The sequence below is a fragment of the Chitinivorax sp. PXF-14 genome, from assembly GCF_040812015.1.
Lineage (GTDB): Bacteria > Pseudomonadota > Gammaproteobacteria > Burkholderiales > SCOH01 > JBFNXJ01.
In genome coordinates, this window is sequence record NZ_JBFNXJ010000006.1 from 186,981 (window position 1) to 208,683 (window position 21,703).

Below are 21,703 nucleotides of genomic sequence, written 5' to 3' on the forward strand. Positions count from 1 at the left end.
CAAATTTAGGAAGGATTGAAAAATGGCAAAGGAAAAGTTCGAGCGGACAAAACCGCACGTAAACGTCGGCACCATCGGTCACGTTGACCATGGCAAGACCACGCTGACTGCAGCGATCACCACCATTCTGTCGAAGAAATTCGGTGGCGAAGCCAAGGGTTACGACCAGATCGACAGCGCGCCGGAAGAAAAGGCTCGCGGCATCACCATCAATACCGCGCACGTTGAATACGAAACCGAAAAGCGTCACTACGCCCACGTAGATTGCCCGGGTCACGCTGACTACGTTAAGAACATGATTACCGGTGCCGCCCAGATGGACGGTGCGATCCTGGTTTGTTCCGCTGCTGACGGCCCGATGCCGCAAACGCGTGAACACATCCTGCTGGCTCGTCAGGTAGGTGTGCCGTACATCATCGTCTTCCTGAACAAGTGCGACATGGTCGACGACGAAGAGTTGCTCGAACTGGTCGAAATGGAAGTGCGTGAACTGCTCTCCAAGTACGACTTCCCGGGCGACGACCTGCCGCTGATCAAGGGCTCCGCCCTGAAGGCGCTGGAGGGCGACCAGAGCGACATCGGCGAACCGGCGATCTTCCGCCTGGCCGACGCGCTGGACAGCTACATCCCTGAGCCGGAGCGTGCCGTTGACGGCGCCTTCCTGATGCCCGTGGAAGATGTATTCTCCATCTCCGGTCGCGGCACCGTCGTGACTGGTCGTATCGAGCGTGGCATCGTCAAGGTAGGTGAAGAAGTCGAAATCGTCGGTATCAAGGCGACCGTCAAGACTACTTGCACCGGCGTTGAAATGTTCCGCAAGCTGCTCGACCAAGGTCAGGCAGGCGACAACGTGGGCGTGCTGCTGCGCGGCACCAAGCGTGAAGACGTCGAGCGTGGCCAGGTTCTGGCCAAGCCGGGTTCGATCACCCCGCACACCAAGTTCCAGGCAGAGGTCTACATCCTGTCCAAGGAAGAGGGCGGCCGTCATACCCCGTTCTTCAACGGCTATCGTCCGCAGTTCTACTTCCGTACTACGGACGTGACCGGCTCGATCGATCTGCCGGCAGGTACCGAAATGGTAATGCCAGGCGACAACATCGCCATGACTGTAGCCCTGATCGCGCCGATCGCGATGGAGCAAGGTCTGCGCTTCGCGATCCGCGAAGGTGGCCGCACCGTCGGTGCCGGTGTCGTAGCTAAGGTTATCGAGTAATATTGAAGTTTGGCGCGGCGTTTCTGACGCCGCGCCATGACTTGTTCTTTAAATTGTTCTTTAAGGAAGTTTCATGCAAAGCCAACGCATCCGTATCCGCCTGAAGGCATTCGACTACAATCTGATCGACCGTTCGGCGGCCGAGATCGTGGAAACTGCAAAGCGCACTGGCGCTGTAGTCAAGGGCCCGGTTCCTCTGCCCACTCGTATTCAACGTTTCGATATTCTCCGTTCGCCGCACGTTAACAAGACTTCTCGTGATCAGCTCGAGATTCGTACCCACTTGCGCTTGATGGATATCATCGATCCGACGGACAAAACCGTTGATGCCCTGATGAAGCTGGATCTGCCTGCAGGGGTTGACGTAGAAATCAAGTTGCAGTAACTTGATTTTCTGTTAGAATAGCGGGCTCGCTGTGGCGAGCCCGTTTTTATTTCGCCGATCAATCGTAATCGGCCCTTAAAATAGGAAATAATCATGAGTTTAGGTCTTGTAGGTCGCAAGATTGGCATGACTCGCGTGTTTGCAGAGGATGGTGCTGCCATCCCCGTGACCGTGCTGGATATGTCCAATAACCGCGTCGCCCAAGTCAAAACCGATGACGCTGATGGTTATACCGGTGTTCAGGTATCCTTCGGTTCCCGTAAAGCCAGTCGTGTCAATAAGGCGCAGGCTGGGCATTTTGCAAAAGCTGGCATTGAGGCTGGTCGTGGTCTGCGTGAATTCCGTGTGACTGCTGATCAATTGGCTTCCCTGCAGCCGGGTGCGGTTTTGTCTGTTGAGGTGTTTCAGGCTGGGCAGTTGGTGGATGTGACCGGTACCTCCCAAGGTAAAGGTTTCTCTGGCGCAATCAAGCGTCACAACTTCAGTTCTCAGCGTGCGTCGCACGGTAACTCTGTATCGCACAATGCTCCTGGTTCCATTGGTATGGCTCAGGACCCGGGTCGTGTATTCCCGGGTAAGCGCATGGCTGGCCAGTACGGTAACGTTAAGCGCACCGTTCAAAGCCTTGAGGTCGTGCGCATTGATGTTGAGCGTCAGTTGCTGCTCGTTAAAGGTGCCGTTCCGGGTGCCAAGGGTGGCGATGTGGTCGTTCGTCCGAGCGTGAAGGCAGGTGCATGATGGAACTGAAGGTCATTAACGAACAAGGTCAGGCTGTTTCCAGTCTGGCTGTTTCTGATGTGCTGTTCGCTCGCGACTATAACGAGGCGTTGGTGCATCAGGTTGTTGTCGCATATCAGGCAAATGCCCGTAGCGCCAACCGTGCGCAAAAAGGCCGTAGCGAAGTCGTTAAGTCGACTCGCAAGCCGTGGCGTCAAAAGGGTACTGGCCGTGCGCGTGCAGGTATGGCGTCGAGCCCGCTGTGGCGCGGCGGTGGCAAGATTTTCCCGAACTCTCCTGAGGAAAATTTCAGCCACAAGGTTAATCGCAAGATGTACCGTGCTGGCGTCGCTGCGATCTATTCGCAATTGGCCCGCGAAGGTCGTCTGCAGGTAATCGATTCGTTGAGTATTGATTCCCCCAAAACCAAGCAGTTCGCAGCAAAGCTGAAGGCTCTGGGTTTTGAGCAGGTGCTGATCATTACCGATACGGTTGATGAAAATCTCTATCTGTCGTCTCGCAATCTTCCGCACGTTTATGTTGTTGAGCCGTCTCAGGTGGATCCGGTCAGCCTCGTTTACTTCAAGAACGTGGTGGTAACCCGTGAGGCGGTCAAGCAAATCGAGGAGATGTACGCATGAGCGCGATTAATCAAGAACGCCTGTACCAGGTCATCCTTGCCCCGATCGTCTCCGAGAAGAGTACTTTCATCGCCGACAAGAACGAGCAAGTGGCTTTTCGTGTGACCACTGATGCTACCAAGCCCGAAATCAAGGCTGCTGTTGAAACCCTCTTCAAGGTTCAGGTTGAAAGCGTTCAGGTGTTGAACGTAAAGGGTAAGCAGAAGCGCTTCGGTCGGTTCAACGGGCGTCGCAAGGACTGGAAAAAGGCGTATGTCAGCCTGAAGCCAGGTCAGCAAATCGAATTTGCGGCTGCGGAATAAAGGGATAGGTCATGGCATTGATCAAAGTTAAACCGACGTCGCCAGGCCGTCGCGCAGTCGTCAAGGTTGTAACGTCTGGCCTGCATAAAGGTGCTCCGCACGCTTCGTTGCTGGAAAAGCAGCACAGCACGGCTGGCCGTAACAACAACGGTCATATTACTACCCGTCACAAGGGGGGGGGGCACAAGCATCACTACCGTGTGATCGACTTCCGTCGCAACAAGGACGGTATTCCGGCCAAGGTTGAGCGTATTGAATACGATCCGAACCGCACGGCTCACATTGCCCTGTTGTGCTATGCGGACGGCGAGCGCCGTTACATCATCGCCCCGCGCGGTGTTGCGGTTGGTGCTCAGTTGATGAGCGGGTCCGATGCGCCCATCAAGGCCGGCAATGCGCTTCCGTTGCGCAATATTCCGGTTGGTAGCACGGTGCATTGCGTCGAAATGTTGCCAGGCAAGGGGGCACAGATTGCTCGGTCGGCTGGTACTTCGGTGCAGTTGCTGGCTCGTGAAGGTAGCTACGCCCAGTTGCGTCTGCGTTCGGGTGAAATCCGCAAGGTTCACGTGGATTGCCGCGCAACCGTAGGTGAGGTCGGGCACGAAGAGCATAGCCTGCGCAAGATTGGTAAGGCCGGTGCAAATCGTTGGCGCGGTATTCGTCCGACTGTTCGCGGTACTGCAATGAACCCGATCGATCACCCGCACGGTGGTGGTGAAGGTCGTACCGGTGAAGGTCGTGTGCCTGTTAGTCCGTGGGGTCAGCCGACTAAGGGTTATCGCACCCGCAACAACAAGCGCACTGACAATATGATCGTCCGTCGTCGCTTTTCGAACAAAGGGTAATTGAGCTATGGCACGTTCTATTAAGAAGGGTCCTTTTGTCGACCAGCATTTGCTCAAGAAGGTTGAGGCTGCGCTTGCCACTAACGACAAGCGTCCGGTCAAGACCTGGTCGCGTCGTTCGACGGTGCTGCCCGAGTTCGTTGGTTTGACGATTGCTGTACACAATGGTCGCCAGCATGTTCCGGTCTATGTGAATGAAAACATGGTCGGTCACAAGCTTGGTGAGTTTTCGCTGACGCGTACCTTCAAGGGGCATGCGGCGGACAAGAAAGCAAAGAGATAAGGTGGCGAAATGAGAGTTTCTGCTGTTTTGAAAAACGCTCGTCTGTCCGCTCAGAAGGCTCGTCTGGTTGCTGATCTGGTCCGCGGCCAGCAAGTCGAGCTGGCACTGAATGTATTGGCATTTACGCCCAAAAAAGGCGCGAAGCTTATTCGAGGCGTCCTCGAGTCGGCTATCGCAAATGCTGAGCACAATGAAGGTGCTGACATCGATGCGTTGAAGATTACGACGATCTACGTCGATAAGGGGCCTAGCCTTAAGCGCTTCGCTGCACGCGCCAAGGGTCGTGGTAACCGCATTGAGAAACAGACGTGTCACATCACGTTGACGGTCGGCGATTAAGGAAGAGGCAATGGGTCAGAAAATTCATCCGACGGGTTTCCGTCTGGCTGTACTGAAAAACTGGTCTTCCAAGTGGTACGCGAACAATCTTAACTTCGCGAACATGCTGAATGAAGACATCAAGGTTCGTCAGTTCCTGAAGTCGAAGCTTGCTCATGCGGCCGTTGGCAAGATCATTATCGAGCGTCCGGCAAAGAACGCACGTATTACCATTCACAGTGCCCGTCCGGGTGTGGTGATTGGCAAGAAGGGCGAAGACATCGAATTGCTGAAGAGCCAGCTGCAGAAGATGATGGGTGTGCCGGTGCACATCAACATCGAGGAAATCCGCAAGCCAGAGCTCGATAGCCAGTTGATCGCCGATAGCATCGCGTCGCAACTTGAAAAGCGCGTGATGTTCCGCCGCGCCATGAAGCGTGCAATGCAAAATGCAATGCGTCTTGGTGCTCAAGGTATCAAGATCATGAGTTCAGGGCGTCTGAATGGTATCGAAATCGCTCGTAGCGAATGGTATCGCGAAGGTCGCGTGCCGCTGCATACGCTGCGTGCCGACATCGATTACGCTACTTCCGAGGCCAAGACCACCTACGGCATCATTGGTATCAAGGTTTGGGTCTACAAGGGTGAGCAACTGGGGCGTGGTGAACAGCCTGCCGCTCAGCCGGTAGAAACCGAGAAGAAGGGCAGAAAGTCGGGGGCTAGAAATGCTGCAGCCTAATCGTACTAAATTCCGCAAGGTTCAGAAGGGCCGTAACACGGGTCTCGCGACTCGTGGTACCAAGGTCGATTTCGGCGAGTTCGGTCTGAAGGCTACTGGCCGTGGTCGGCTGACTGCGCGTCAGATCGAGGCTGCGCGTCGTGCTATGACCCGCCACATCAAGCGTGGTGGTCGTATCTGGATCCGTGTCTTCCCGGATAAACCCATTACCTCCAAGCCCGCAGAAGTGCGTATGGGTAACGGTAAGGGTTCGCCGGAATTCTGGGTGGCTGAAATTCAGCCGGGCAAAGTCTTGTATGAAATGGATGGGGTTAGCGTAGAGTTGGCTCGCGAGGCATTCCGCCTTGCTGCAGCCAAGCTACCGCTGTCTACCACATTCGTACAGCGTCAAGTGGGGCAGTGATGAAAGCGAAAGATCTGCGTAACAAGTCTGTGGATGAGCTGCAGCAAGAGCTTCTCTCGCTGCTCAAAGCTCAGTTCGGTTTGCGCATGCAAGTCGCGACCCAGCAACTCGCCAAGACTAGCGAGTTGCGTAAGGTGCGTCGTGATATCGCGCGCATTCGTACTCTCATCGGCGAGAAGAAGGCTGCCTAATCATGAGCGAAAAAAGTGTCCGCACTCTGACCGGTCGCGTCGTTAGCGACAAGATGGACAAGACGGTTACCGTGCTGGTTGAGCGCCAGGTAAAACACCCGCTCTACGGCAAGGTGATTCGTCGTTCCAAGAAATACCATGCGCACGATGAGAACAATGAATACCGTGAAGGTGATCTTGTTACCATCGAAGAGACCCGCCCCCTGTCGAAAACTAAGGCATGGGTAGTGACTCTGCTGGTAGAAAAAGCTCGCCTAGCTTAATTAGGTAATTAAAGGCCTTGCGCGTTTGGCGCAAGGCCTTTATAATCTCGCACTTTTCGTGTTGCCTTAGAGCGTCCTTCCCCCGAACGGGGTCCAAAACTGGATCGTGTTGGTTTTTCCACTGTAAGGTGGGAGACGGTTTAAGTTGGAGATAAAAAATGATTCAAATGCAGTCCATTTTGGAAGTGGCTGACAATACTGGTGCACGTCGCGTGATGTGCATTAAGGTGTTGGGCGGTTCCAAGCGCCGTTATGCGAGCGTTGGCGACATCATCAAGGTCAGCATCAAAGATGCTGCACCGCGTGGTCGTGTCAAGAAGGGTGATGTGTATAACGCTGTCGTGGTTCGCACCGCGAAGGGTGTTCGTCGCCCCGACGGTTCGTTGATCAAGTTTGATGGCAATGCCGCAGTTCTGTTGAACAACAAGCTGGAGCCGATTGGTACCCGCATCTTTGGGCCAGTTACCCGTGAACTGCGTACCGAGCGATTCATGAAGATCGTTTCGCTGGCGCCGGAAGTTCTGTAAGGAGTGATGATGCGCAAGATTCGTAAAGGTGACGAGATCATCGTCCTGACGGGTAAAGATAAGGGTAAGCGCGGCTCGGTGTTGCGCGTCCTGGTGGATGGTAACGTTGTGGTTGAAGGCATCAATCTGGTGAAAAAACACCAGAAGCCTAACCCTGTTAAGGGTGTGACCGGCGGTATCGTTGAACTGGCAAAGCCGATCGATGTATCGAACGTTGCATTGTTCAATCCGGCCACTCAAAAGGCCGATCGTGTTGGTTTCAAAGTTCTTGAGGACGGCCGCAAGGTTCGCTTCTTCAAATCGAACGGCGAACTGGTAGACGCCTAAGGGGTAATTCATGGCTCGTTTGCGAGAATTTTATGTGAATACCGTTGTGCCCGAACTGACCAAGCAGTTTGGCTACAAATCGGTAATGGAAGTGCCGCGCATTGAAAAAATCACTCTCAATATGGGGGTTGGTGAGGCGGTTGCTGACAAGAAGGTAATGGAATTTGCTGTCGGCGATCTGCAGAAGATTGCTGGTCAAAAGCCTGTCGTTACATTGTCCAAGAAGTCGATCGCGGGTTTTAAGATCCGTGACAATTATCCGGTTGGTTGCAAGGTAACCCTGCGCCGTGACCGTATGTATGAATTCCTGGATCGTCTGGTTTCCGTTGCAATTCCGCGTATTCGCGACTTCCGTGGTGTTTCCGGTAAGTCGTTCGATGGTCGTGGCAATTACAACATCGGTGTGCGTGAACAGATTATCTTCCCGGAAATCGAGTACGACAAGATCGATGCGCTGCGTGGTATGAATATCACTATCACGACGACCGCTAAGACCGACGAAGAAGCGCGCGCCTTGCTTGCCGCGTTCAAATTCCCTTTCAAGAACTGAGGGTAACATGGCAAAGGTTTGTTTGATTAATCGTGAGCAAAAGCGCCGTGACACGGTTGCTAAGTTTGCTGACAAGCGCCAGAAGCTGCTCGCTACCATCAATGATGTGAGCTTGTCTGACGAGGAACGTTTTGCTGCGCGGCTGCAACTGCAAAAGCTGCCCCGTAACGCTAGCCCGGTCCGCCTGCGTAATCGCTGTGCTCTGACCGGTCGTGCTCGCGGCACTTTCCGCAAATTTGGCTTGGGTCGCACCAAGATTCGTGAAATTGCGATGCGCGGTGAAATTCCGGGCGTTGTGAAGGCCAGCTGGTAATAGGAGTTCGATCAAGATGAGTATGCATGATCCTATCGCCGATATGCTGACTCGCATTCGCAATGCACAAAGTGCTGCGAAAGCTGCTGTAAGCATGCCGTCGTCCAAGGTGAAGGTTGCAATTGCCAAGGTTCTGAAGGACGAAGGTTATATCGAAGATTTTCAAGTGGCTGAGCTGGGTGCCGGCAAGGTTCAACTGGAAATCGGGCTGAAGTACTACAGTGGTCAACCCGTAATCGATCGTATCGAGCGTGTGAGCCGCCCAGGTCTGCGCGTCTACAAGGGCGTCGAAGATATTCCTCAAGTTATGAACGGTCTGGGGGTCGCAATTGTGTCGACATCCAGGGGCGTGATGACTGATCGCAAAGCGCGTGCTGCCGGTATCGGCGGTGAGTTGCTGTGCATCGTGGCTTAATGGGGTGACACATGTCTCGTGTAGCTAAGAATCCTGTTGTATTGCCATCGAATGTCGAGGTTAAAGTCGCTGATGGCGAAATCACGGTAAAGGGCCCGCTCGGTACGCTCAAGCGTGCACTTACCGCTGATGTGTCCATTGTGGTCGAAAATGGTTCGGTCAAGTGTACGGCTGCCAGCGAAGCTAAGCAGGCACGTGCCATGTCCGGCACCATGCGCGCGCTGATCGCCAATATGGTGAAGGGTGTGTCGGATGGCTTCGTCCGCAAGCTAAACCTGGTTGGCGTGGGGTATCGTGCCCAAGCTCAAGGTGACGTGCTGAATCTGACGCTTGGTTTCTCTCACCCGGTTGCGCACAAGATGCCTGAAGGCGTCAAGGTCGAGACACCGTCCCAGACAGAAATTCTGATCAAGGGCGTCGACAAGCAGCAAGTTGGTCAGGTTGCCGCTGAAGTTCGTGCATACCGTGCTCCTGAGCCCTATAAGGGTAAGGGTGTGCGTTACGCCGACGAGGTGGTGGTCCTGAAGGAAACCAAGAAGAAATAATTGAGGCTTTACCATGGATAAGAATCAAACTCGCTTGCGCAGAGCACGCAAAACCCGTGCACGCATTGCAGCGCTTGGCATGGTCCGTCTGAGTGTGCATCGCACCAACCAGCATATCTATGCCCAGATCATCGATGAGACCGGCGGCAAGGTGCTCGCCAGCGCATCGTCGCTGGAAGCCGATGTACGCAAGGAAATCGCTAATGGCGGTAACGCCGCTGCTGCTGCCTTCGTTGGCAAGCGCATTGCGGAAAAGGCCAAGGCTGCTGGGGTTGAGAGCGTTGCGTTTGACCGCTCCGGTTTCAAGTACCACGGTCGCGTCAAGGCGTTGGCCGACGCTGCCCGTGAAAACGGCTTGGCATTCTAATCGAGGTTCATAATGGCTAAGAACGAATTGGAAGATCGCACCGACGGCCTTCGCGAGAAGATGGTCACCGTTAATCGGGTGACCAAGGTCGTCAAGGGTGGTCGTATCATGGGCTTCGCTGCGCTGACCGTGGTTGGCGACGGTAGTGGCGGCATCGGCATGGGCAAGGGCAAGGCTAAGGAAGTGCCCGTCGCTGTGCAGAAGGCAATGGACGAGGCTCGCCGTAAGCTTTTCAAGGTACCGTTGAAGAATGGTTCGCTGCACCACACCGTCATTGGCAAGCATGGTGCAACCACCGTGTTCCTGCAGCCCGCTCCGGAAGGTACCGGTATCATCGCCGGTGGTCCGATGCGTGCAGTGTTCGAGGTGATGGGTATCCACAACATCACTGCGAAGTGCCACGGTTCGACTAACCCCTACAACATCGTCCGTGCAACGCTCGATGGCTTGGCAAACATCCGCACGCCGGAACAGGTTGCTGCCAAGCGTGGCAAGACTGTTGAAGAGATCCTTGGTGAGGTGGCTCATGGCTAACACCGCTAAGCTCAAGATCACTCTGGTGAAGAGCTTGATCGGTCGTCTCGAGTCGCACAAGGCGTGCGCTCGCGGCCTGGGTCTGAAGCGCATGCATCAGACTGTAGAAGTGATCGACACTCCTGAAAACCGCGGCATGATCAATAAGATCAGCTATCTGTTGAAGTGCGAGGCTTAAATGCAACTTAACACGATTAAACCGGCCGACGGCGCTAAGCACGCTAAGCGTCGCGTAGGTCGTGGCATCGGCAGCGGTCTGGGTAAGACTGCTGGCCGTGGTCATAAGGGCCAGAAGTCCCGCTCGGGTGGTTTTCACAAGGTGGGCTTTGAGGGCGGTCAAATGCCGCTGCAACGCCGCCTGCCCAAGCGTGGTTTTGTTTCCCTCAACAAGGGGCTGAATCAGGAAGTGACGCTGTCCGAACTGAACAAGCTGCCTGTTGACGAGATTGAACCTTTGACATTGCTGCAGGCTGGGCTGGTTACCGCACATGCCCGCACCGTCAAGGTCATTCTGTCGGGTAAGGTGGAGCGTGCGTTGAAGCTGCGTGGCCTGATGGTTACTGCAGGGGCTCGCGCCGCCATCGAAGCTGCTGGTGGTTCGATCGCTGAATAAGGCAAATCGCTGTGTCTAATTCGATTGTAGGTTCGGTAGACAAATTCGGCGATCTCAAGAAGCGCCTCTGGTTCTTGCTAGGGGCGCTTATTGTGTATCGTATCGGCGCACATATTCCTGTGCCTGGTATTGATCCGGATGCGTTGGCAAAGCTATTTAGTTCGTCGCAGACTGGTCTGCTGGACATGTTCAACATGTTCTCGGGCGGTGCGCTGAGTCGCTTCACCGTTTTTGCCATCGGGATCATGCCGTATATTTCGGCGTCCATCATTATTCAACTGGCTTCTGAGATTTTGCCTCAGTTGAAACAGTTGAAGAAGGAGGGCGAGGCCGGTAGGCGCAAGATCACCAAGTACACCCGTTATGGCACGGTGTTGTTGGCCACGTTCCAGAGTTTCGGGATTGCCGTCATGCTGTTCCGTCAACCTGGCTTGGTCCTGACCGGCCAGGCTGAGTTCTATTTCACGACCGTGGTTACCTTGGTCACCGGCACCATGTTTCTCATGTGGCTCGGTGAACAGATTACGGAGCGTGGCATTGGGAACGGTATTTCGCTGATTATCTGCGCGGGTATTGCCGCTGGTGTGCCTGCCGCAATTGGCAAAACCTTGGCGCTGGCAAATCAAGGGTCATTGTCGATCCCGTTTGTTCTGATGCTCTTTATCGGCGTTGCTCTGGTAACGGCCTTGGTTGTGTTTGTCGAGCGTGGTCAACGCAAAATTCTTGTCAACTATGCTAAACGCCAGGTTGGTAACCGAATCATGCAGGGGCAGAGCACTCACTTGCCGTTGAAGCTGAATATCGCCGGGGTTATTCCTCCGATTTTTGCTTCGAGCATTATTTTGTTCCCTGCCACGGTTGCAGGCTGGTTCGGCAATAGCGACAAGCTGCACTGGCTCAAGGACATCGGCGATGCCTTGCATCCTGGTCAACCTGTGTATGTGTTGCTTTACGCTGCGGCTATTATTTTCTTCTGCTTCTTCTATACCGCCCTGGTGTTCAACCCCAAGGAGACGGCGGAGAACCTGAAGAAAAGCGGTGCTTTTGTACCGGGTATTCGGCCAGGGGAGCAGACGTCCCGTTATATCGAACGCATCATCACGCGCCTGACCTTGATTGGCGCGCTGTATATTAGCGTAGTGTGTCTGCTTCCCGAGTTTTTGATTGTCAAATGGAATGTGCCTTTCTATTTCGGCGGCACGTCCCTGCTGATCATCGTGGTAGTGACGATGGACTTCATGGCCCAAGTGCAGTCCTACATCCTGTCACAGCAGTACGAGAGTCTACTTAAGAAGTCCAACTTCAAGGGCGGTTTGTCCGCACGTTGAGCTGAACAAGATCTCGAGATGGCAAAAGAAGACACGATTCAAATGCAGGGTGAAATCCTGGAAACCCTGCCAAACGCGACGTTCCGGGTAAAGTTGGAAAATGGTCATGTGGTGTTGGGCCACATCTCCGGCAAGATGCGCATGCACTACATCCGCATCCTACCCGGAGACAAAGTGACGGTTGAACTGACACCTTATGATCTGTCGCGTGCTCGTATCGTGTTCCGGGCGAAGTAGACCGGAATACAGGCTAACTTGCTTCAAGTAGGAAAGGAACCAAGATGAAGGTACAACCTTCGGTAAAGCGGATCTGCCGTCAATGCAAGATGATCCGTCGTAAGGGCGTGCTGCGCGTGATCTGCAACGATCCGCGCCACAAACAGCGCCAGGGTTGATTGACGCTGTCAATCGCCAGCGCTACAATTGCAAACTTTTTTGTAGTGGGGTAAATAGATGGCCCGTATTGCAGGGGTTAACATCCCTAATCATCAACATGCGGAAATCGCCCTGACCGCCATTTATGGTATCGGTCGTACTCGTGCGCAAATCATTTGCGACGCCACGGGTATTGCACGTAATACCAAAATGAAGGATCTGAACGATGCCGACATGGATAAACTCCGTGACGAAGTGGCGAAGTTCACCGTAGAAGGTGATCTGCGTCGTGAAATCACGATGAACATCAAGCGCCTGATGGACCTCGGTTGTTACCGTGGTTTGCGTCATCGCCGTGGTTTGCCGGCCCGTGGCCAGCGTACCCGTACCAATGCACGTACTCGCAAGGGTCCGCGCAAGGCGATCGCAGGCAAGAAGTAATCGACTCGTCAAAGTCTAAGGATTAAGTAATGGCTAAAGCATCTACTGCCCGTGTGCGTAAGAAGGTGAAGAAGAGTGTGTCCGAGGGTATCGTCCACGTTCACGCTTCCTTCAATAACACCATCGTTACCATCACGGACCGTCAAGGCAACGCCCTGAGTTGGGCGACCTCGGGCGGTGCTGGTTTTAAAGGTTCTCGTAAATCCACACCGTTTGCCGCACAGGTTGCCGCGGAAGCCGCAGGCAAGGTTGCTCAGGAATACGGTGTCAAGAATCTGGAAGTGAGAATCAAAGGGCCAGGGCCTGGTCGCGAATCTGCTGTTCGCGCCTTGAACGCACTCGGTTTCAAGATTACCAGCATTTCCGACGTTACGCCGGTTCCGCACAATGGCTGCCGTCCTCCCAAGAAGCGTCGCATTTAATATCGGAGAACTATTGTGGCTCGTTATATCGGACCGAAATGTAAGCTGTCGCGTCGTGAAGGCACCGACCTCTTTCTGAAGAGTGCACGTCGTGCCCTGGATACCAAGTGCAAGATGGACTCGGTGCCTGGTCAACATGGCCAGAAGAATGCCCGTCTGTCTGACTACGGCGTTCACCTGCGTGAAAAGCAAAAGATTCGTCGCATCTACGGCGTGCTTGAGCGCCAGTTCCGCAATTATTTCGCGGAAGCAGAGCGTCGCAAGGGCTCGACCGGTGAGAACCTGTTGAAGCTGTTGGAATGCCGTCTCGACAACGTCGTGTATCGCATGGGTTTTGGTTCCACCCGTGCTGAGGCACGCCAGTTGGTTAGCCATAAGTCGATCGTTGTCAATGGTGGCACCGTCAATATTCCTTCCTACCAAGTGAAGGCTGGCGATGTGGTTACCATTCGCGAAAAGGCTAAGAAGCAAGTGCGCATCCAGGAAGCGCTTGCATTGGCTGAACAAATCGGCTTCCCTGGCTGGGTGCAGGTAGATTCGAAGAAGATGGAAGGCGTTTTCAAGTCGGCACCTGAGCGTGCGGACCTCGCCGGCGACATCAACGAAGCTCTCGTTGTTGAATTCTACTCGAAGTAACCTGTGACCAAGTAAGGAAGGGTTATGCAAAGCAGTGCTACTGAATTTCTGAAGCCGCGTATCGTCGATGTCCAAAACGTGTCGCCGTTCCAGGCTCGCGTGGTGATGGAGCCGTTTGAACGTGGCTACGGCCATACGCTTGGCAATGCGCTGCGTCGGGTACTGCTGTCGTCGATGCCGGGTTTTGCGCCGACTGAAGTGAAGATTGAGGGTGTGCTGCACGAGTACTCCGCACTGGACGGTGTTCGTGAGGATGTCGTAGACATTCTGTTGAACCTGAAAGGTGTTGTACTCAAGCTGCACAACCGCACGTCGGCCCTGCTGTCCTTGAAAAAGGACGGCGAAGGCGTAGTGACGGCTGCGGACATCGAAACGACGCATGACGTGGAAATCCTGAATCCGGAACACGTTATTGCCAACCTGTCGACGGGCGGTAAGCTGGACATGGAAATCAAGGTCGAACAAGGCCGTGGTTACGTTCCTGCTACTGTTCGCGCCAAGGATGATGAAACTCGTTCGATTGGCAGCATTTTGCTGGACGCATCGTTCAGCCCGGTTCGCCGGGTTAGCTTTGCGGTGGAAAGCGCCCGTGTAGAACAGCGTACGGATTTGGACAAGCTGGTTATCGATATCGAAACCAATGGCGTTATCGAGCCGGAGGAAGCTGTGCGTTTTGCCGCACGCACTCTGGTTGACCAACTTTCCGTGTTTGCTGACCTCAAGGGTACCGCAGTTGAAGTTGAGGAGCCTCGCGCACCGCAGATCGATCCGATCCTGCTGCGTCCGGTGGATGATCTCGAGCTGACTGTGCGTTCCGCAAATTGCCTGAAGGCCGAAAACATTTATTACATCGGTGACCTGATCCAGCGCACCGAAACCGAACTGTTGAAGACGCCGAACCTCGGTCGTAAGTCGCTCAACGAGATCAAGGAAGTGCTTGCTTCCAAGGGTCTGACGCTCGGTATGAAGCTGGAAAACTGGCCGCCTGTCGGTTTGGAAAAACCGTAAGCATAAGGATAAACGATCATGCGTCATCGTTTGAGCAATCGTAAACTCAATCGTACGTCCAGCCACCGGCTGGCACTGCTGCGCAATCTTGCGAACGCGCTGCTGAAAGAAGAAGTGATCAAGACCACTCTGCCCAAGGCCAAGGAATTGCGCCGCGTGGCTGAGCCCCTGATCACCCTGGGCAAGAAGCCTTCGCTGGCTAACCGCCGTCTGGCATTTGACCGTACTCGCGATCGCGATGTTGTGGTTAAGCTGTTCGACGTGCTGGGCCCGCGCTTTGCCAACCGTAACGGTGGCTACCTGCGCATCCTGAAGTGCGGCTTCCGTCAGGGTGACAATGCCCCGATGGCATTCGTCGAGCTGCTGGATCGTCCGGACGCAAGCGAGGCAGCCGCAGCGGAATAAGCTGTCGTCAGTCAAACAAAAAGGCCAACCTTTTAGGTTGGCCTTTTTGTTTGTGTTTGCAGACTAGAAACTAATCGAGCGGGAGGGCCGTGGGGGTGACCTGGATGACTTCCTCCAGGGTCGTGAGGCCAGCGGCAATCTTTTGTGCCCCTGTGATCCGGAGTGGTTTCATGCCGCTGCGCACGCTTTGCTGTCGCAGTTCGGCGACATCCGTGTCCTTGGCGATCAATTTCCTCAGGGCAGGGGTAACGGTCAGCATTTCATAAATGCCTGTTCGTCCATAGTAGCCCGTCATGCGGCACTCCAGGCAGCCCGTCGGGCGGTAAATCGCTGCAGGCTTGGCTGCGCGCCATGGCTGAACCAGTTGCTGCCAGCTTTCATCGTCGACGCTGATCTGTGCCTTGCAGTGTGGGCATAGGGTGCGCAGTAGCCGCTGTGCGACGACACCGAGCAGGGTGGCGTTGAGCAGGTAGGGTGGGACGCCAATTTCCATCAGCCGCGTGATGGCGGATGGCGCATCGTTGGTGTGCAGTGTCGAGAGCACCAAGTGCCCCGTCAACGCCGCTTGAATCGCCATTTCCGCTGTTTCGCGGTCACGAATCTCACCGATCATGATGATGTCCGGATCCTGGCGCAGCAGCGTGCGAACCCCTTCGGCAAAGCTGATGCCGATCTGTGGCTGCACCTGCATCTGGTTCAGTTGTGGCATCACCATCTCGATCGGGTCTTCGACGGTACAGACGTTGACCTCCGGTTGAGCGAGCTGCCGCATCGTCGTGTACAGCGTGGTGGTTTTGCCGGAACCGGTCGGACCGGTAAGCAGCACGATGCCATTGGGTTGGCTGATCAGGCCGTTCCAGACCTGGACCTCGTCATCGGTGAAGCCCAGTTCCCTGAACGACTTGACCAGCACGTCAGGGTCGAAAATCCGCATCACCAACTTTTCGCCGAACGCCGTCGGCATGGTGGAGAGGCGCAGCTCGACTTCTTCGCCGTCGGGGGTCTTGGTCTTGATTCGGCCGTCCTGCGGCCGCCGCTTCTCGACGATGTCCATGCGACCCAATAGCTTGATGCGGCTGACGACCGCGTTCATCACCGAGGGCGGGATCTGGTAGACGAAGTGCATGACACCGTCGATGCGAAAGCGCACGTTCCCGTACTCCCGCCTGGGTTCCAGATGAATGTCGCTGGCGCGCTGTTCGTAGGCGTATTGAAACAACCAGTCAACGATATGAACGATGTGCTGGTCGTTGGCATCGAGCGAGCTGCTGCGGCCGAGTTCCACGAGCTGTTCGAAACTGGTGACGCCGACATCCGCGCCCGAGTGTGTCTTGCTGGCCCCTTTGAGTGATCGGTTCAGGCTGTAGAACTCTGCCATATAGCGCACGATATCGTGCGGGTTGGCAATCACACGGCGGATGCGTTGTGTGATGGCCTGTTGAAGCGAGCGCTCCCAGTCGCGATCGAATGGGTTGGACGTCGCCACGGTCAGCTCCGTGCTGCTGACCGCGATCGGCAGGATCTTGTAGCGTGTGGCATAGGCATGCGATACCACCGCGCATACCGAGGGCACGTCTATCTTTAGCGGATCGATATGGATATAGGACAGGCCCGTCTTGTTGGCGAGCCATTGCATCAATACGTCGAGTGTCAGGGGGCGACTGGGCGTTTCGGTGGACTGCCAGCGCTGATCGGCGATCAGGACGAGTGGGTGAGCTTCGGCTCGTTCCCGGGTCCTGCTGCCGGTATACATGTTTTCGGCATCGGTCCGACTGACCATGCCATCCTTGACGAGTTCGGCGAGCGTATTCTTGAGGTCGAAAGTGATGTCTTGCATGAGGCCATACAGATGCGCGTGGATGGATGACTATAGCGGGATGTGTGGCGCGCTACAACGGCCCAGCCGGGCTGATGCTCAGGCGGTATCTAGCAGGGGGAGCCAGCGCGCCGCGGGTGGCCAGCCATACCAACTGGCACCTTGAGCGGCAAAGAGGGTGCTGCGCAACAGGTGCAGGCGAGCATCGGCTGGCGACATATGTAGGAGTTCGGTGATGGCCTTGTAGTCGTCCGGCAGCGCCGCATCGCGCCAGCCATCGGCCGAGTGACGGGCCAGCGAGACCGCGAGCTTCACCGTGCGCGTACGCGGCTCGTTGGCATGGCGATCGTCTACCAGCGTGGCCAATAGTGCCGGGAGCTTCCATTCGCGTGCTAAGGCCAGCTCAAGCTCTTGCAGCGGGAAGCCCAGCACCTGGCGCTGGGCGTCGGCGCTGCGTAGCCCCGGGTCGCGCGCCTGGCGTTCCCGAATCTCGATCGCGAGGCGCGGCGCTGTAAACCACAGCAGCATTTCGGCGGTGTCGTGCAGGAGCGCGGCGGAGCAGATCTCGTCGACCTCGATGTCATGGCGCAGCGTGGCCCAGTCGCGGGCATAAATGGCCGCGTGATAGGCGCGGCTCATCACACGCATCAACCCTGCCAAGGCGACTGGCTCGTCGCGCAGCCGGTCTTCGACCGAGGCTTGAGCCGCAAAGTGGCGAAAGAATGGTGTCGTGCCGACCATCATCAATGCATGTGCCGTGGTCGTCACATCCGTGTGTTGGCTCTGGCGCCGGCGATCTTGCAGGAAGCGCAGTACCTTGAGAGTCATGAGCGGATCGTGGAGCAGGGCGCGCGCGATGTCGTGGCCGGTAATTTCATCCTCGGCGGCCTGCAAGCGCGCCATTTCCTCGTTGGTGCGGCGGAGCACCGGGATATCGACCTGGGACAGGTATTGGACCCAGGCATCAAAGCTCGAGAGCGGTTCGGTCAGCATCGCCGGCCTATATCAGAGGTGGCTGTAATATCGTTATAGCAGCGCGTGCGGACTTGCATCAGCGCAGCGTCAAGACGATCTTGCCGATGTGCTCGCCGCTCTCCAGTTGCTGGTGGGCTTGCGCCACCCGCTCAAGTGGATGTGTCGCCCAGATCTGTGGCTCGACGGTGCGGTGTTTCAGCAAGGGCCAGACACGTTCATGCAGGGCGTGGGCAATGGTGGCCTTGAAGGCCACGTTGCGGGGCCGCAGCGTCGAGGCGGTGAGGGTGAGGCGACGACGCAGCATCTCCGCCAGATTGACCTCGGTCTTGGCTCCATCAAGAAAGGCGATCAGGCATAGGCGCCCGTCGTCGGCCAGGGTGCGCAGTTCGCGCGGTATATAGCTGCCGCCTACCATGTCCAGGATCACATCGACGCCACGGCCAGCCGTTGCATCCTTGACGACCCGTTCGAAGTCCGCCTGCCGGTAGTTGACTGCACGGCGGGCCCCCAGTGCTTCACATGCATGGCATTTCTCGTCGCTGCCTGCCGTGGCGTAGACCTCATGACCAAATGCCGTGGCGAGCTGGATCGCAGCCGTACCGATGCCGCTGGCGCCGCCTTGCACCAACAGCGACTCGCCCGGTGCGATCGCCGCGCGCATGAAAACGTTGCTCCAGACGGTGAACAGTGCTTCGGGCAACGAGGCCGCCTCCACCAGGCTCCAGCCATCCGGCACCGGCAGGCAGAGCGCTGCCGGGGCCACGCAATAGTCGGCGTAGCCACCGCCTTGCAACAGTGCGCAAACCCGGTCGCCGATCGCTACATCGCCCACACCCTGGCCGATTGCAACCACGGTGCCCGCCACCTCCAGCCCGAGGATGTCGGAGGCGCCTGGCGGCGGCGGATAGCTGCCTTGCCGCTGGAAGAGGTCCAGCCGATTGAGACCGCTGGCTGCGACCTCGATCAGCACTTCGCCCGGCCCAGGCCGGGGCACTGGTGCGGCTTCGACACGCAGCACGCTGGCGTCGCCCGGCTCGCTTGCGCGAACCGCTCGCATGGTGGTGGGGATGGCGTGCATTTCGTTGCTCCTGTTGTCAACGGCTGTGAGGAGGCCATCAGCCTGGCTGAGTATCCCGTGGGCGGCTCAGCAAGGCGCATGAATGACGTAAACGTCGAAACGCGTGCTTTGCCCCATGATCTGCGTCGCGGGCTTGGGGCCGTCAATGATCTCCGCCAGCCGTGGCCGCTTCACGATGACGCGTCGCTTCGCCGTGGCAAGGGCGCCTAGCAGTAAGGTCGGCGCGTCAAGATCATCACCGATCAGCAGCTGGAAGGCCTGCATTTCCTTTTTTGCCAGGGCGGCCTTGCCCCGATCGGGAAACATCGGGTCGACGACGATCACATCCGGGCGTTCTGCTTCCGGCAGGCCATCGAGCCAGGATGTCGCCTCGGTACGATACAAGGATAGCCTGTCCGCGATCTCCGCTGTGTCGGCATCCGCGCGCGCGCGCGCCAGGCCGTCGCGCAGCAGGGCATAGGCGATGGGGGAGCGCTCGAGCATACGCACGCGGCACCCCAGGCTGGCCAGCACAAACGCATCCCGGCCCAGGCCGGCGGTGGCGTCGACGACGTCCGGAAAATAGTCGCCTTTGAGGCCCGCTGCCTTGGGCAGCAACTGGCCGCGGCCGCCGCCGAACTTGCGGCGATGGGCATTGGCGCCTTCGACAAAATCGACGTAGATGGGGCCTGGCGCGCCTTTGCCCAGGCTGCGCAGCTCCAGGCGGGTATCGGTCAGGGTGAGTGCGTAGGGGCAGCCTGGCGGCGGCGCGTCGAGGCAGGGCAGGGCCAGCTCGTCGGCCAGCGCCTGCGCTTGCGGCGCGAGATGCGGGCCGACATGGGTAACGACGATAGGGGGCATTGCGGTCATCGAGAGGACGAATGGCGCGATGATACCCCGAGGCCGGGGGCGATGCCCTGAAAACGACGGGTCAAGGGCGGTTGGCGGTGGCTACATGCAAGCGCGGTATACCTCGGCGACCGATACCTTGTGCTGCCGCGCCAGCTCCATGCCGTTGGCCGACATCGGTGTCATGCCGTGGGCGATTGCCAGCTCATGGAGCTCGTCGGCGGAGGTTTCGGCGTGAATGTGGTTGCGCAGGGCATCGTCAACCGTCAGCAGTTCGTACACCGCCTGGCGGCCGGCAAAGCCGGTGCCGTGGCAGAGATCACAGCCTTGCCCGGCAACGAACTGCTCGTCCGGCCCGATCTGCAGGTGCTCGCGCATCAGCGGCGGGACATCCTCGGGGCCGAGGCAATGCGGGCAGTTCAGGCGGACCAGGCGCTGTGCCATGACGCCGATCAGCGCTGCGCGGATCATGTAAGGTTCCACGCCGATTTCCATCAGGCGCACGATGGAACTCGCGGCATCGTTGGTATGCAGGGTGGACAGCACCAGATGGCCCGTCAAGGCGCTTTCGACCGCGATCTTGCAGGTTTCGCCGTCGCGCATCTCGCCGATCATCACCGTATCCGGGTCGTGGCGCAGGATGGCGCGCAGCGCGCGGGCGAAGCTATAGCCGATATTGGGCATGACCTCGATCTGGCGCACGCCGGGCATGTCGTATTCGACCGGGTCCTCGACCGTGATGATGTTGCTGTTGGTCTTGTAGATTTCCTGCAGGGCGGCATACAGCGTCGTCGACTTGCCCGAGCCGGTTGGGCCGGTAACCAGTAGGATGCCGTGCGAGCGGTTGAGGGTGTTGAGCAGCCGCGCCTCGTCCTCTGCCTTCAGGCCAAGCTCATGCACGCTGCGCATGCCCTGGTTCTTGTTGAGCACACGAATGACCACGCTCTCGCCGTTGTGCACCGGGATGATTGAGACGCGCAGGTCGACGTTATTGCCGTTTGCATTGAAACGGACTCGCCCATCCTGCGGCAGCCGCCGTTCTGCGATGTTCAGGCTGGCCAGAATCTTGATGCGGCTGACCAGTGCCGACAGGACGGACTTGGGAAACTGCCTGGCCTTGACCAGCGTGCCGTCGATTCGGTAGAGCAGCTCGATCTGGCTGTGCTCGGGGCGCAGGTGGATATCCGAGGCTTTCTGCTGGATGCCGTGGTACAGGATGGAGTCGACCAGCTTGACGATGGGCTGCTGCTGGGCCGCCAGCTCGGCCTCGCGTGCCCAGGCCTGGTCGTTATCGGCCTCGTCCCGCTGCGCCTCGAACTGCGACAGGTTGAAGTTTTCCGCGAGCCCCTGATAGTCCCGGCCCAGGGCTGTTTCGAGGTCGTGGTTGCTGACGATGGTCTGGACGATGCGACGCTGTGTGGCGAAACGCAGGGCATCGACCGTTTCGCTTGGCAGGATGTGGTCTGACGCGACGACCAGCGAATCCTCGAACACCATCAAGGGCAGCACACGATAACGCTGGATCAGGCCGTCGCCCAGCAGGGGCGCGGCGGCAGGGTCGACGTCGAAATCCTTGAGGGCCACGCGCGGCACGTCGAGAGCCTCGACCAGCGCGACATCGAGATCGTTCTGGCTCAGCGAGCCGCTGGTGACGAGGATGTCGCCGAGCTTCTTGCCTCCCAGTTTCTTTTGCATGCCGAGCGCCAAGGTCAGGCGCTCCGGGCTGACCAGGTTGGCCTGCAGCAGATGCTGCCCGAGCGGCCTGTGGCCGCGTCCGCCGCGCATGGCCAGCAGACCGCACAGTTCGGCGCGGTTATGGGCCTGTTTCAGGCAGGGGTGCTGGTCCAGGGTTGTATCCATCTCGTGCACCAAAAATATTCGTTATATCGAATGTTAGTGG

General features: G+C 57.1%; 35 protein-coding genes. 30 read left to right on the forward strand and 5 right to left on the reverse strand.

Annotated features, from left to right (window positions below; all coding sequences use genetic code 11):
* Nucleotides 1–22: 22 nt before the first annotated feature.
* From tuf to rplQ, 30 genes are all read left to right on the forward strand, one after another.
* The gene (tuf, locus tag ABWL39_RS09890; protein ID WP_367789806.1) at nucleotides 23–1,213 is read left to right on the forward strand and encodes an elongation factor Tu; all 1,191 of its coding nucleotides are present in this window, start codon (nucleotides 23–25) and stop codon (nucleotides 1,211–1,213) included.
* Between the two features lie 73 nt (nucleotides 1,214–1,286).
* Entirely contained in the window at nucleotides 1,287–1,598 is a 312-nt protein-coding gene (rpsJ, locus tag ABWL39_RS09895; protein ID WP_367789844.1) for a 30S ribosomal protein S10, read from the forward strand.
* A gap of 93 nt (nucleotides 1,599–1,691) precedes the next feature.
* Nucleotides 1,692–2,336: a 50S ribosomal protein L3 gene (gene rplC / locus ABWL39_RS09900; RefSeq protein WP_367789847.1), complete on the forward strand. Its 645-nt coding sequence runs from the start codon at nucleotides 1,692–1,694 to the stop codon at nucleotides 2,334–2,336.
* A complete protein-coding gene (gene rplD / locus ABWL39_RS09905; RefSeq protein WP_367789975.1) occupies nucleotides 2,336–2,956 on the forward strand; it encodes a 50S ribosomal protein L4 in 621 nt (206 codons plus the stop codon). The genes rplC and rplD overlap by 1 nt, the downstream gene beginning before the upstream one ends.
* A complete protein-coding gene (gene rplW / locus ABWL39_RS09910; RefSeq protein WP_367789851.1) occupies nucleotides 2,953–3,258 on the forward strand; it encodes a 50S ribosomal protein L23 in 306 nt (101 codons plus the stop codon). Before rplD ends, rplW begins: the two co-directional genes overlap by 4 nt.
* 11 nt (nucleotides 3,259–3,269) lie before the next feature.
* Nucleotides 3,270–4,103: a 50S ribosomal protein L2 gene (gene rplB, locus ABWL39_RS09915; RefSeq protein WP_367789855.1), complete on the forward strand. Its 834-nt coding sequence runs from the start codon at nucleotides 3,270–3,272 to the stop codon at nucleotides 4,101–4,103.
* Nucleotides 4,104–4,110: 7 nt separating this feature from the next.
* Nucleotides 4,111–4,386, forward strand: coding sequence for a 30S ribosomal protein S19 (rpsS, locus tag ABWL39_RS09920; protein WP_367789858.1), 276 nt, complete (start codon nucleotides 4,111–4,113; stop codon nucleotides 4,384–4,386).
* 9 nt (nucleotides 4,387–4,395) lie between these two features.
* On the forward strand, nucleotides 4,396–4,725 hold the full coding sequence (gene rplV / locus ABWL39_RS09925; RefSeq protein ID WP_367789861.1) for a 50S ribosomal protein L22: 330 nt from the start codon (nucleotides 4,396–4,398) through the stop codon (nucleotides 4,723–4,725).
* A gap of 10 nt (nucleotides 4,726–4,735) precedes the next feature.
* Nucleotides 4,736–5,443, forward strand: a complete 708-nt coding sequence (gene rpsC, locus ABWL39_RS09930) for a 30S ribosomal protein S3 (protein ID WP_367789864.1) — start codon at nucleotides 4,736–4,738, stop codon at nucleotides 5,441–5,443.
* Nucleotides 5,430–5,846 (forward strand): 50S ribosomal protein L16, encoded by a 417-nt coding sequence (gene rplP / locus ABWL39_RS09935; RefSeq protein WP_367789867.1) that lies wholly within the window; start codon nucleotides 5,430–5,432, stop codon nucleotides 5,844–5,846. The genes rpsC and rplP overlap by 14 nt, the downstream gene beginning before the upstream one ends.
* On the forward strand, nucleotides 5,846–6,037 hold the full coding sequence (gene rpmC / locus ABWL39_RS09940) for a 50S ribosomal protein L29 (RefSeq protein WP_367789870.1): 192 nt from the start codon (nucleotides 5,846–5,848) through the stop codon (nucleotides 6,035–6,037). The genes rplP and rpmC overlap by 1 nt, the downstream gene beginning before the upstream one ends.
* Before the next feature lie 2 nt (nucleotides 6,038–6,039).
* Nucleotides 6,040–6,300: a 30S ribosomal protein S17 gene (rpsQ, locus tag ABWL39_RS09945; RefSeq protein ID WP_367789874.1), complete on the forward strand. Its 261-nt coding sequence runs from the start codon at nucleotides 6,040–6,042 to the stop codon at nucleotides 6,298–6,300.
* 158 nt (nucleotides 6,301–6,458) lie between these two features.
* The gene (gene rplN / locus ABWL39_RS09950; RefSeq protein WP_367789878.1) at nucleotides 6,459–6,827 is read left to right on the forward strand and encodes a 50S ribosomal protein L14; all 369 of its coding nucleotides are present in this window, start codon (nucleotides 6,459–6,461) and stop codon (nucleotides 6,825–6,827) included.
* Nucleotides 6,828–6,836: 9 nt separating this feature from the next.
* Complete coding sequence (gene rplX / locus ABWL39_RS09955) at nucleotides 6,837–7,154, forward strand: 50S ribosomal protein L24 (protein ID WP_367789978.1); 318 nt, start codon at nucleotides 6,837–6,839, stop codon at nucleotides 7,152–7,154.
* A 10-nt stretch (nucleotides 7,155–7,164) separates the two neighbouring features.
* Nucleotides 7,165–7,704: a 50S ribosomal protein L5 gene (gene rplE / locus ABWL39_RS09960; protein ID WP_367789881.1), complete on the forward strand. Its 540-nt coding sequence runs from the start codon at nucleotides 7,165–7,167 to the stop codon at nucleotides 7,702–7,704.
* Between the two features lie 7 nt (nucleotides 7,705–7,711).
* Complete coding sequence (gene rpsN, locus ABWL39_RS09965) at nucleotides 7,712–8,017, forward strand: 30S ribosomal protein S14 (RefSeq protein WP_367789884.1); 306 nt, start codon at nucleotides 7,712–7,714, stop codon at nucleotides 8,015–8,017.
* 16 nt (nucleotides 8,018–8,033) lie between these two features.
* Nucleotides 8,034–8,432 carry a 30S ribosomal protein S8 gene (rpsH, locus tag ABWL39_RS09970; RefSeq protein WP_367789887.1) on the forward strand — a complete coding sequence of 133 codons (399 nt, stop codon included), beginning with the start codon at nucleotides 8,034–8,036 and terminating at the stop codon, nucleotides 8,430–8,432.
* A gap of 11 nt (nucleotides 8,433–8,443) precedes the next feature.
* Entirely contained in the window at nucleotides 8,444–8,977 is a 534-nt protein-coding gene (gene rplF / locus ABWL39_RS09975; RefSeq protein WP_367789890.1) for a 50S ribosomal protein L6, read from the forward strand.
* Nucleotides 8,978–8,990: 13 nt separating this feature from the next.
* Nucleotides 8,991–9,344 carry a 50S ribosomal protein L18 gene (gene rplR, locus ABWL39_RS09980; protein WP_367789893.1) on the forward strand — a complete coding sequence of 118 codons (354 nt, stop codon included), beginning with the start codon at nucleotides 8,991–8,993 and terminating at the stop codon, nucleotides 9,342–9,344.
* A 12-nt stretch (nucleotides 9,345–9,356) separates the two neighbouring features.
* Nucleotides 9,357–9,878, forward strand: a complete 522-nt coding sequence (gene rpsE / locus ABWL39_RS09985) for a 30S ribosomal protein S5 (protein ID WP_367789896.1) — start codon at nucleotides 9,357–9,359, stop codon at nucleotides 9,876–9,878.
* Complete coding sequence (gene rpmD, locus ABWL39_RS09990; protein ID WP_367789899.1) at nucleotides 9,871–10,056, forward strand: 50S ribosomal protein L30; 186 nt, start codon at nucleotides 9,871–9,873, stop codon at nucleotides 10,054–10,056. Before rpsE ends, rpmD begins: the two co-directional genes overlap by 8 nt.
* Nucleotides 10,057–10,491 carry a 50S ribosomal protein L15 gene (rplO, locus tag ABWL39_RS09995; protein ID WP_367789903.1) on the forward strand — a complete coding sequence of 145 codons (435 nt, stop codon included), beginning with the start codon at nucleotides 10,057–10,059 and terminating at the stop codon, nucleotides 10,489–10,491.
* A gap of 11 nt (nucleotides 10,492–10,502) precedes the next feature.
* Nucleotides 10,503–11,819 carry a preprotein translocase subunit SecY gene (gene secY, locus ABWL39_RS10000; protein WP_367789906.1) on the forward strand — a complete coding sequence of 439 codons (1,317 nt, stop codon included), beginning with the start codon at nucleotides 10,503–10,505 and terminating at the stop codon, nucleotides 11,817–11,819.
* A gap of 18 nt (nucleotides 11,820–11,837) precedes the next feature.
* Entirely contained in the window at nucleotides 11,838–12,056 is a 219-nt protein-coding gene (gene infA / locus ABWL39_RS10005; RefSeq protein WP_077296113.1) for a translation initiation factor IF-1, read from the forward strand.
* A gap of 44 nt (nucleotides 12,057–12,100) precedes the next feature.
* The gene (gene rpmJ, locus ABWL39_RS10010) at nucleotides 12,101–12,214 is read left to right on the forward strand and encodes a 50S ribosomal protein L36 (RefSeq protein WP_367789909.1); all 114 of its coding nucleotides are present in this window, start codon (nucleotides 12,101–12,103) and stop codon (nucleotides 12,212–12,214) included.
* Between the two features lie 58 nt (nucleotides 12,215–12,272).
* Nucleotides 12,273–12,635, forward strand: a complete 363-nt coding sequence (gene rpsM / locus ABWL39_RS10015) for a 30S ribosomal protein S13 (protein ID WP_367789912.1) — start codon at nucleotides 12,273–12,275, stop codon at nucleotides 12,633–12,635.
* A 29-nt stretch (nucleotides 12,636–12,664) separates the two neighbouring features.
* A complete protein-coding gene (gene rpsK / locus ABWL39_RS10020) occupies nucleotides 12,665–13,057 on the forward strand; it encodes a 30S ribosomal protein S11 (protein WP_137940012.1) in 393 nt (130 codons plus the stop codon).
* 15 nt (nucleotides 13,058–13,072) lie between these two features.
* Complete coding sequence (gene rpsD / locus ABWL39_RS10025; protein WP_367789916.1) at nucleotides 13,073–13,693, forward strand: 30S ribosomal protein S4; 621 nt, start codon at nucleotides 13,073–13,075, stop codon at nucleotides 13,691–13,693.
* A gap of 24 nt (nucleotides 13,694–13,717) precedes the next feature.
* The gene (gene rpoA, locus ABWL39_RS10030; protein WP_367789919.1) at nucleotides 13,718–14,701 is read left to right on the forward strand and encodes a DNA-directed RNA polymerase subunit alpha; all 984 of its coding nucleotides are present in this window, start codon (nucleotides 13,718–13,720) and stop codon (nucleotides 14,699–14,701) included.
* A gap of 18 nt (nucleotides 14,702–14,719) precedes the next feature.
* Nucleotides 14,720–15,106, forward strand: coding sequence for a 50S ribosomal protein L17 (gene rplQ, locus ABWL39_RS10035; RefSeq protein ID WP_367789923.1), 387 nt, complete (start codon nucleotides 14,720–14,722; stop codon nucleotides 15,104–15,106).
* Between the two features lie 70 nt (nucleotides 15,107–15,176).
* On the opposite strand, the gene ABWL39_RS10040 is transcribed toward rplQ, so the two are convergent.
* The 5 genes from ABWL39_RS10040 to ABWL39_RS10060 all read right to left on the reverse strand — a co-directional run bounded on the left by ABWL39_RS10040 (nucleotide 15,177) and on the right by ABWL39_RS10060 (nucleotide 21,663).
* Entirely contained in the window at nucleotides 15,177–16,943 is a 1,767-nt protein-coding gene (locus ABWL39_RS10040; RefSeq protein WP_367789927.1) for a GspE/PulE family protein, read from the reverse strand.
* A gap of 78 nt (nucleotides 16,944–17,021) precedes the next feature.
* Nucleotides 17,022–17,915, reverse strand: coding sequence for an HDOD domain-containing protein (locus ABWL39_RS10045; protein WP_367789930.1), 894 nt, complete (start codon nucleotides 17,913–17,915; stop codon nucleotides 17,022–17,024).
* A 58-nt stretch (nucleotides 17,916–17,973) separates the two neighbouring features.
* Nucleotides 17,974–18,954, reverse strand: coding sequence for an NAD(P)H-quinone oxidoreductase (locus ABWL39_RS10050; RefSeq protein WP_367789981.1), 981 nt, complete (start codon nucleotides 18,952–18,954; stop codon nucleotides 17,974–17,976).
* Nucleotides 18,955–19,041: 87 nt separating this feature from the next.
* Nucleotides 19,042–19,815 (reverse strand): class I SAM-dependent methyltransferase, encoded by a 774-nt coding sequence (locus tag ABWL39_RS10055; RefSeq protein ID WP_367789933.1) that lies wholly within the window; start codon nucleotides 19,813–19,815, stop codon nucleotides 19,042–19,044.
* 90 nt (nucleotides 19,816–19,905) lie between these two features.
* Nucleotides 19,906–21,663: a GspE/PulE family protein gene (locus ABWL39_RS10060; protein WP_367789936.1), complete on the reverse strand. Its 1,758-nt coding sequence runs from the start codon at nucleotides 21,661–21,663 to the stop codon at nucleotides 19,906–19,908.
* Nucleotides 21,664–21,703 lie beyond the last annotated feature (40 nt).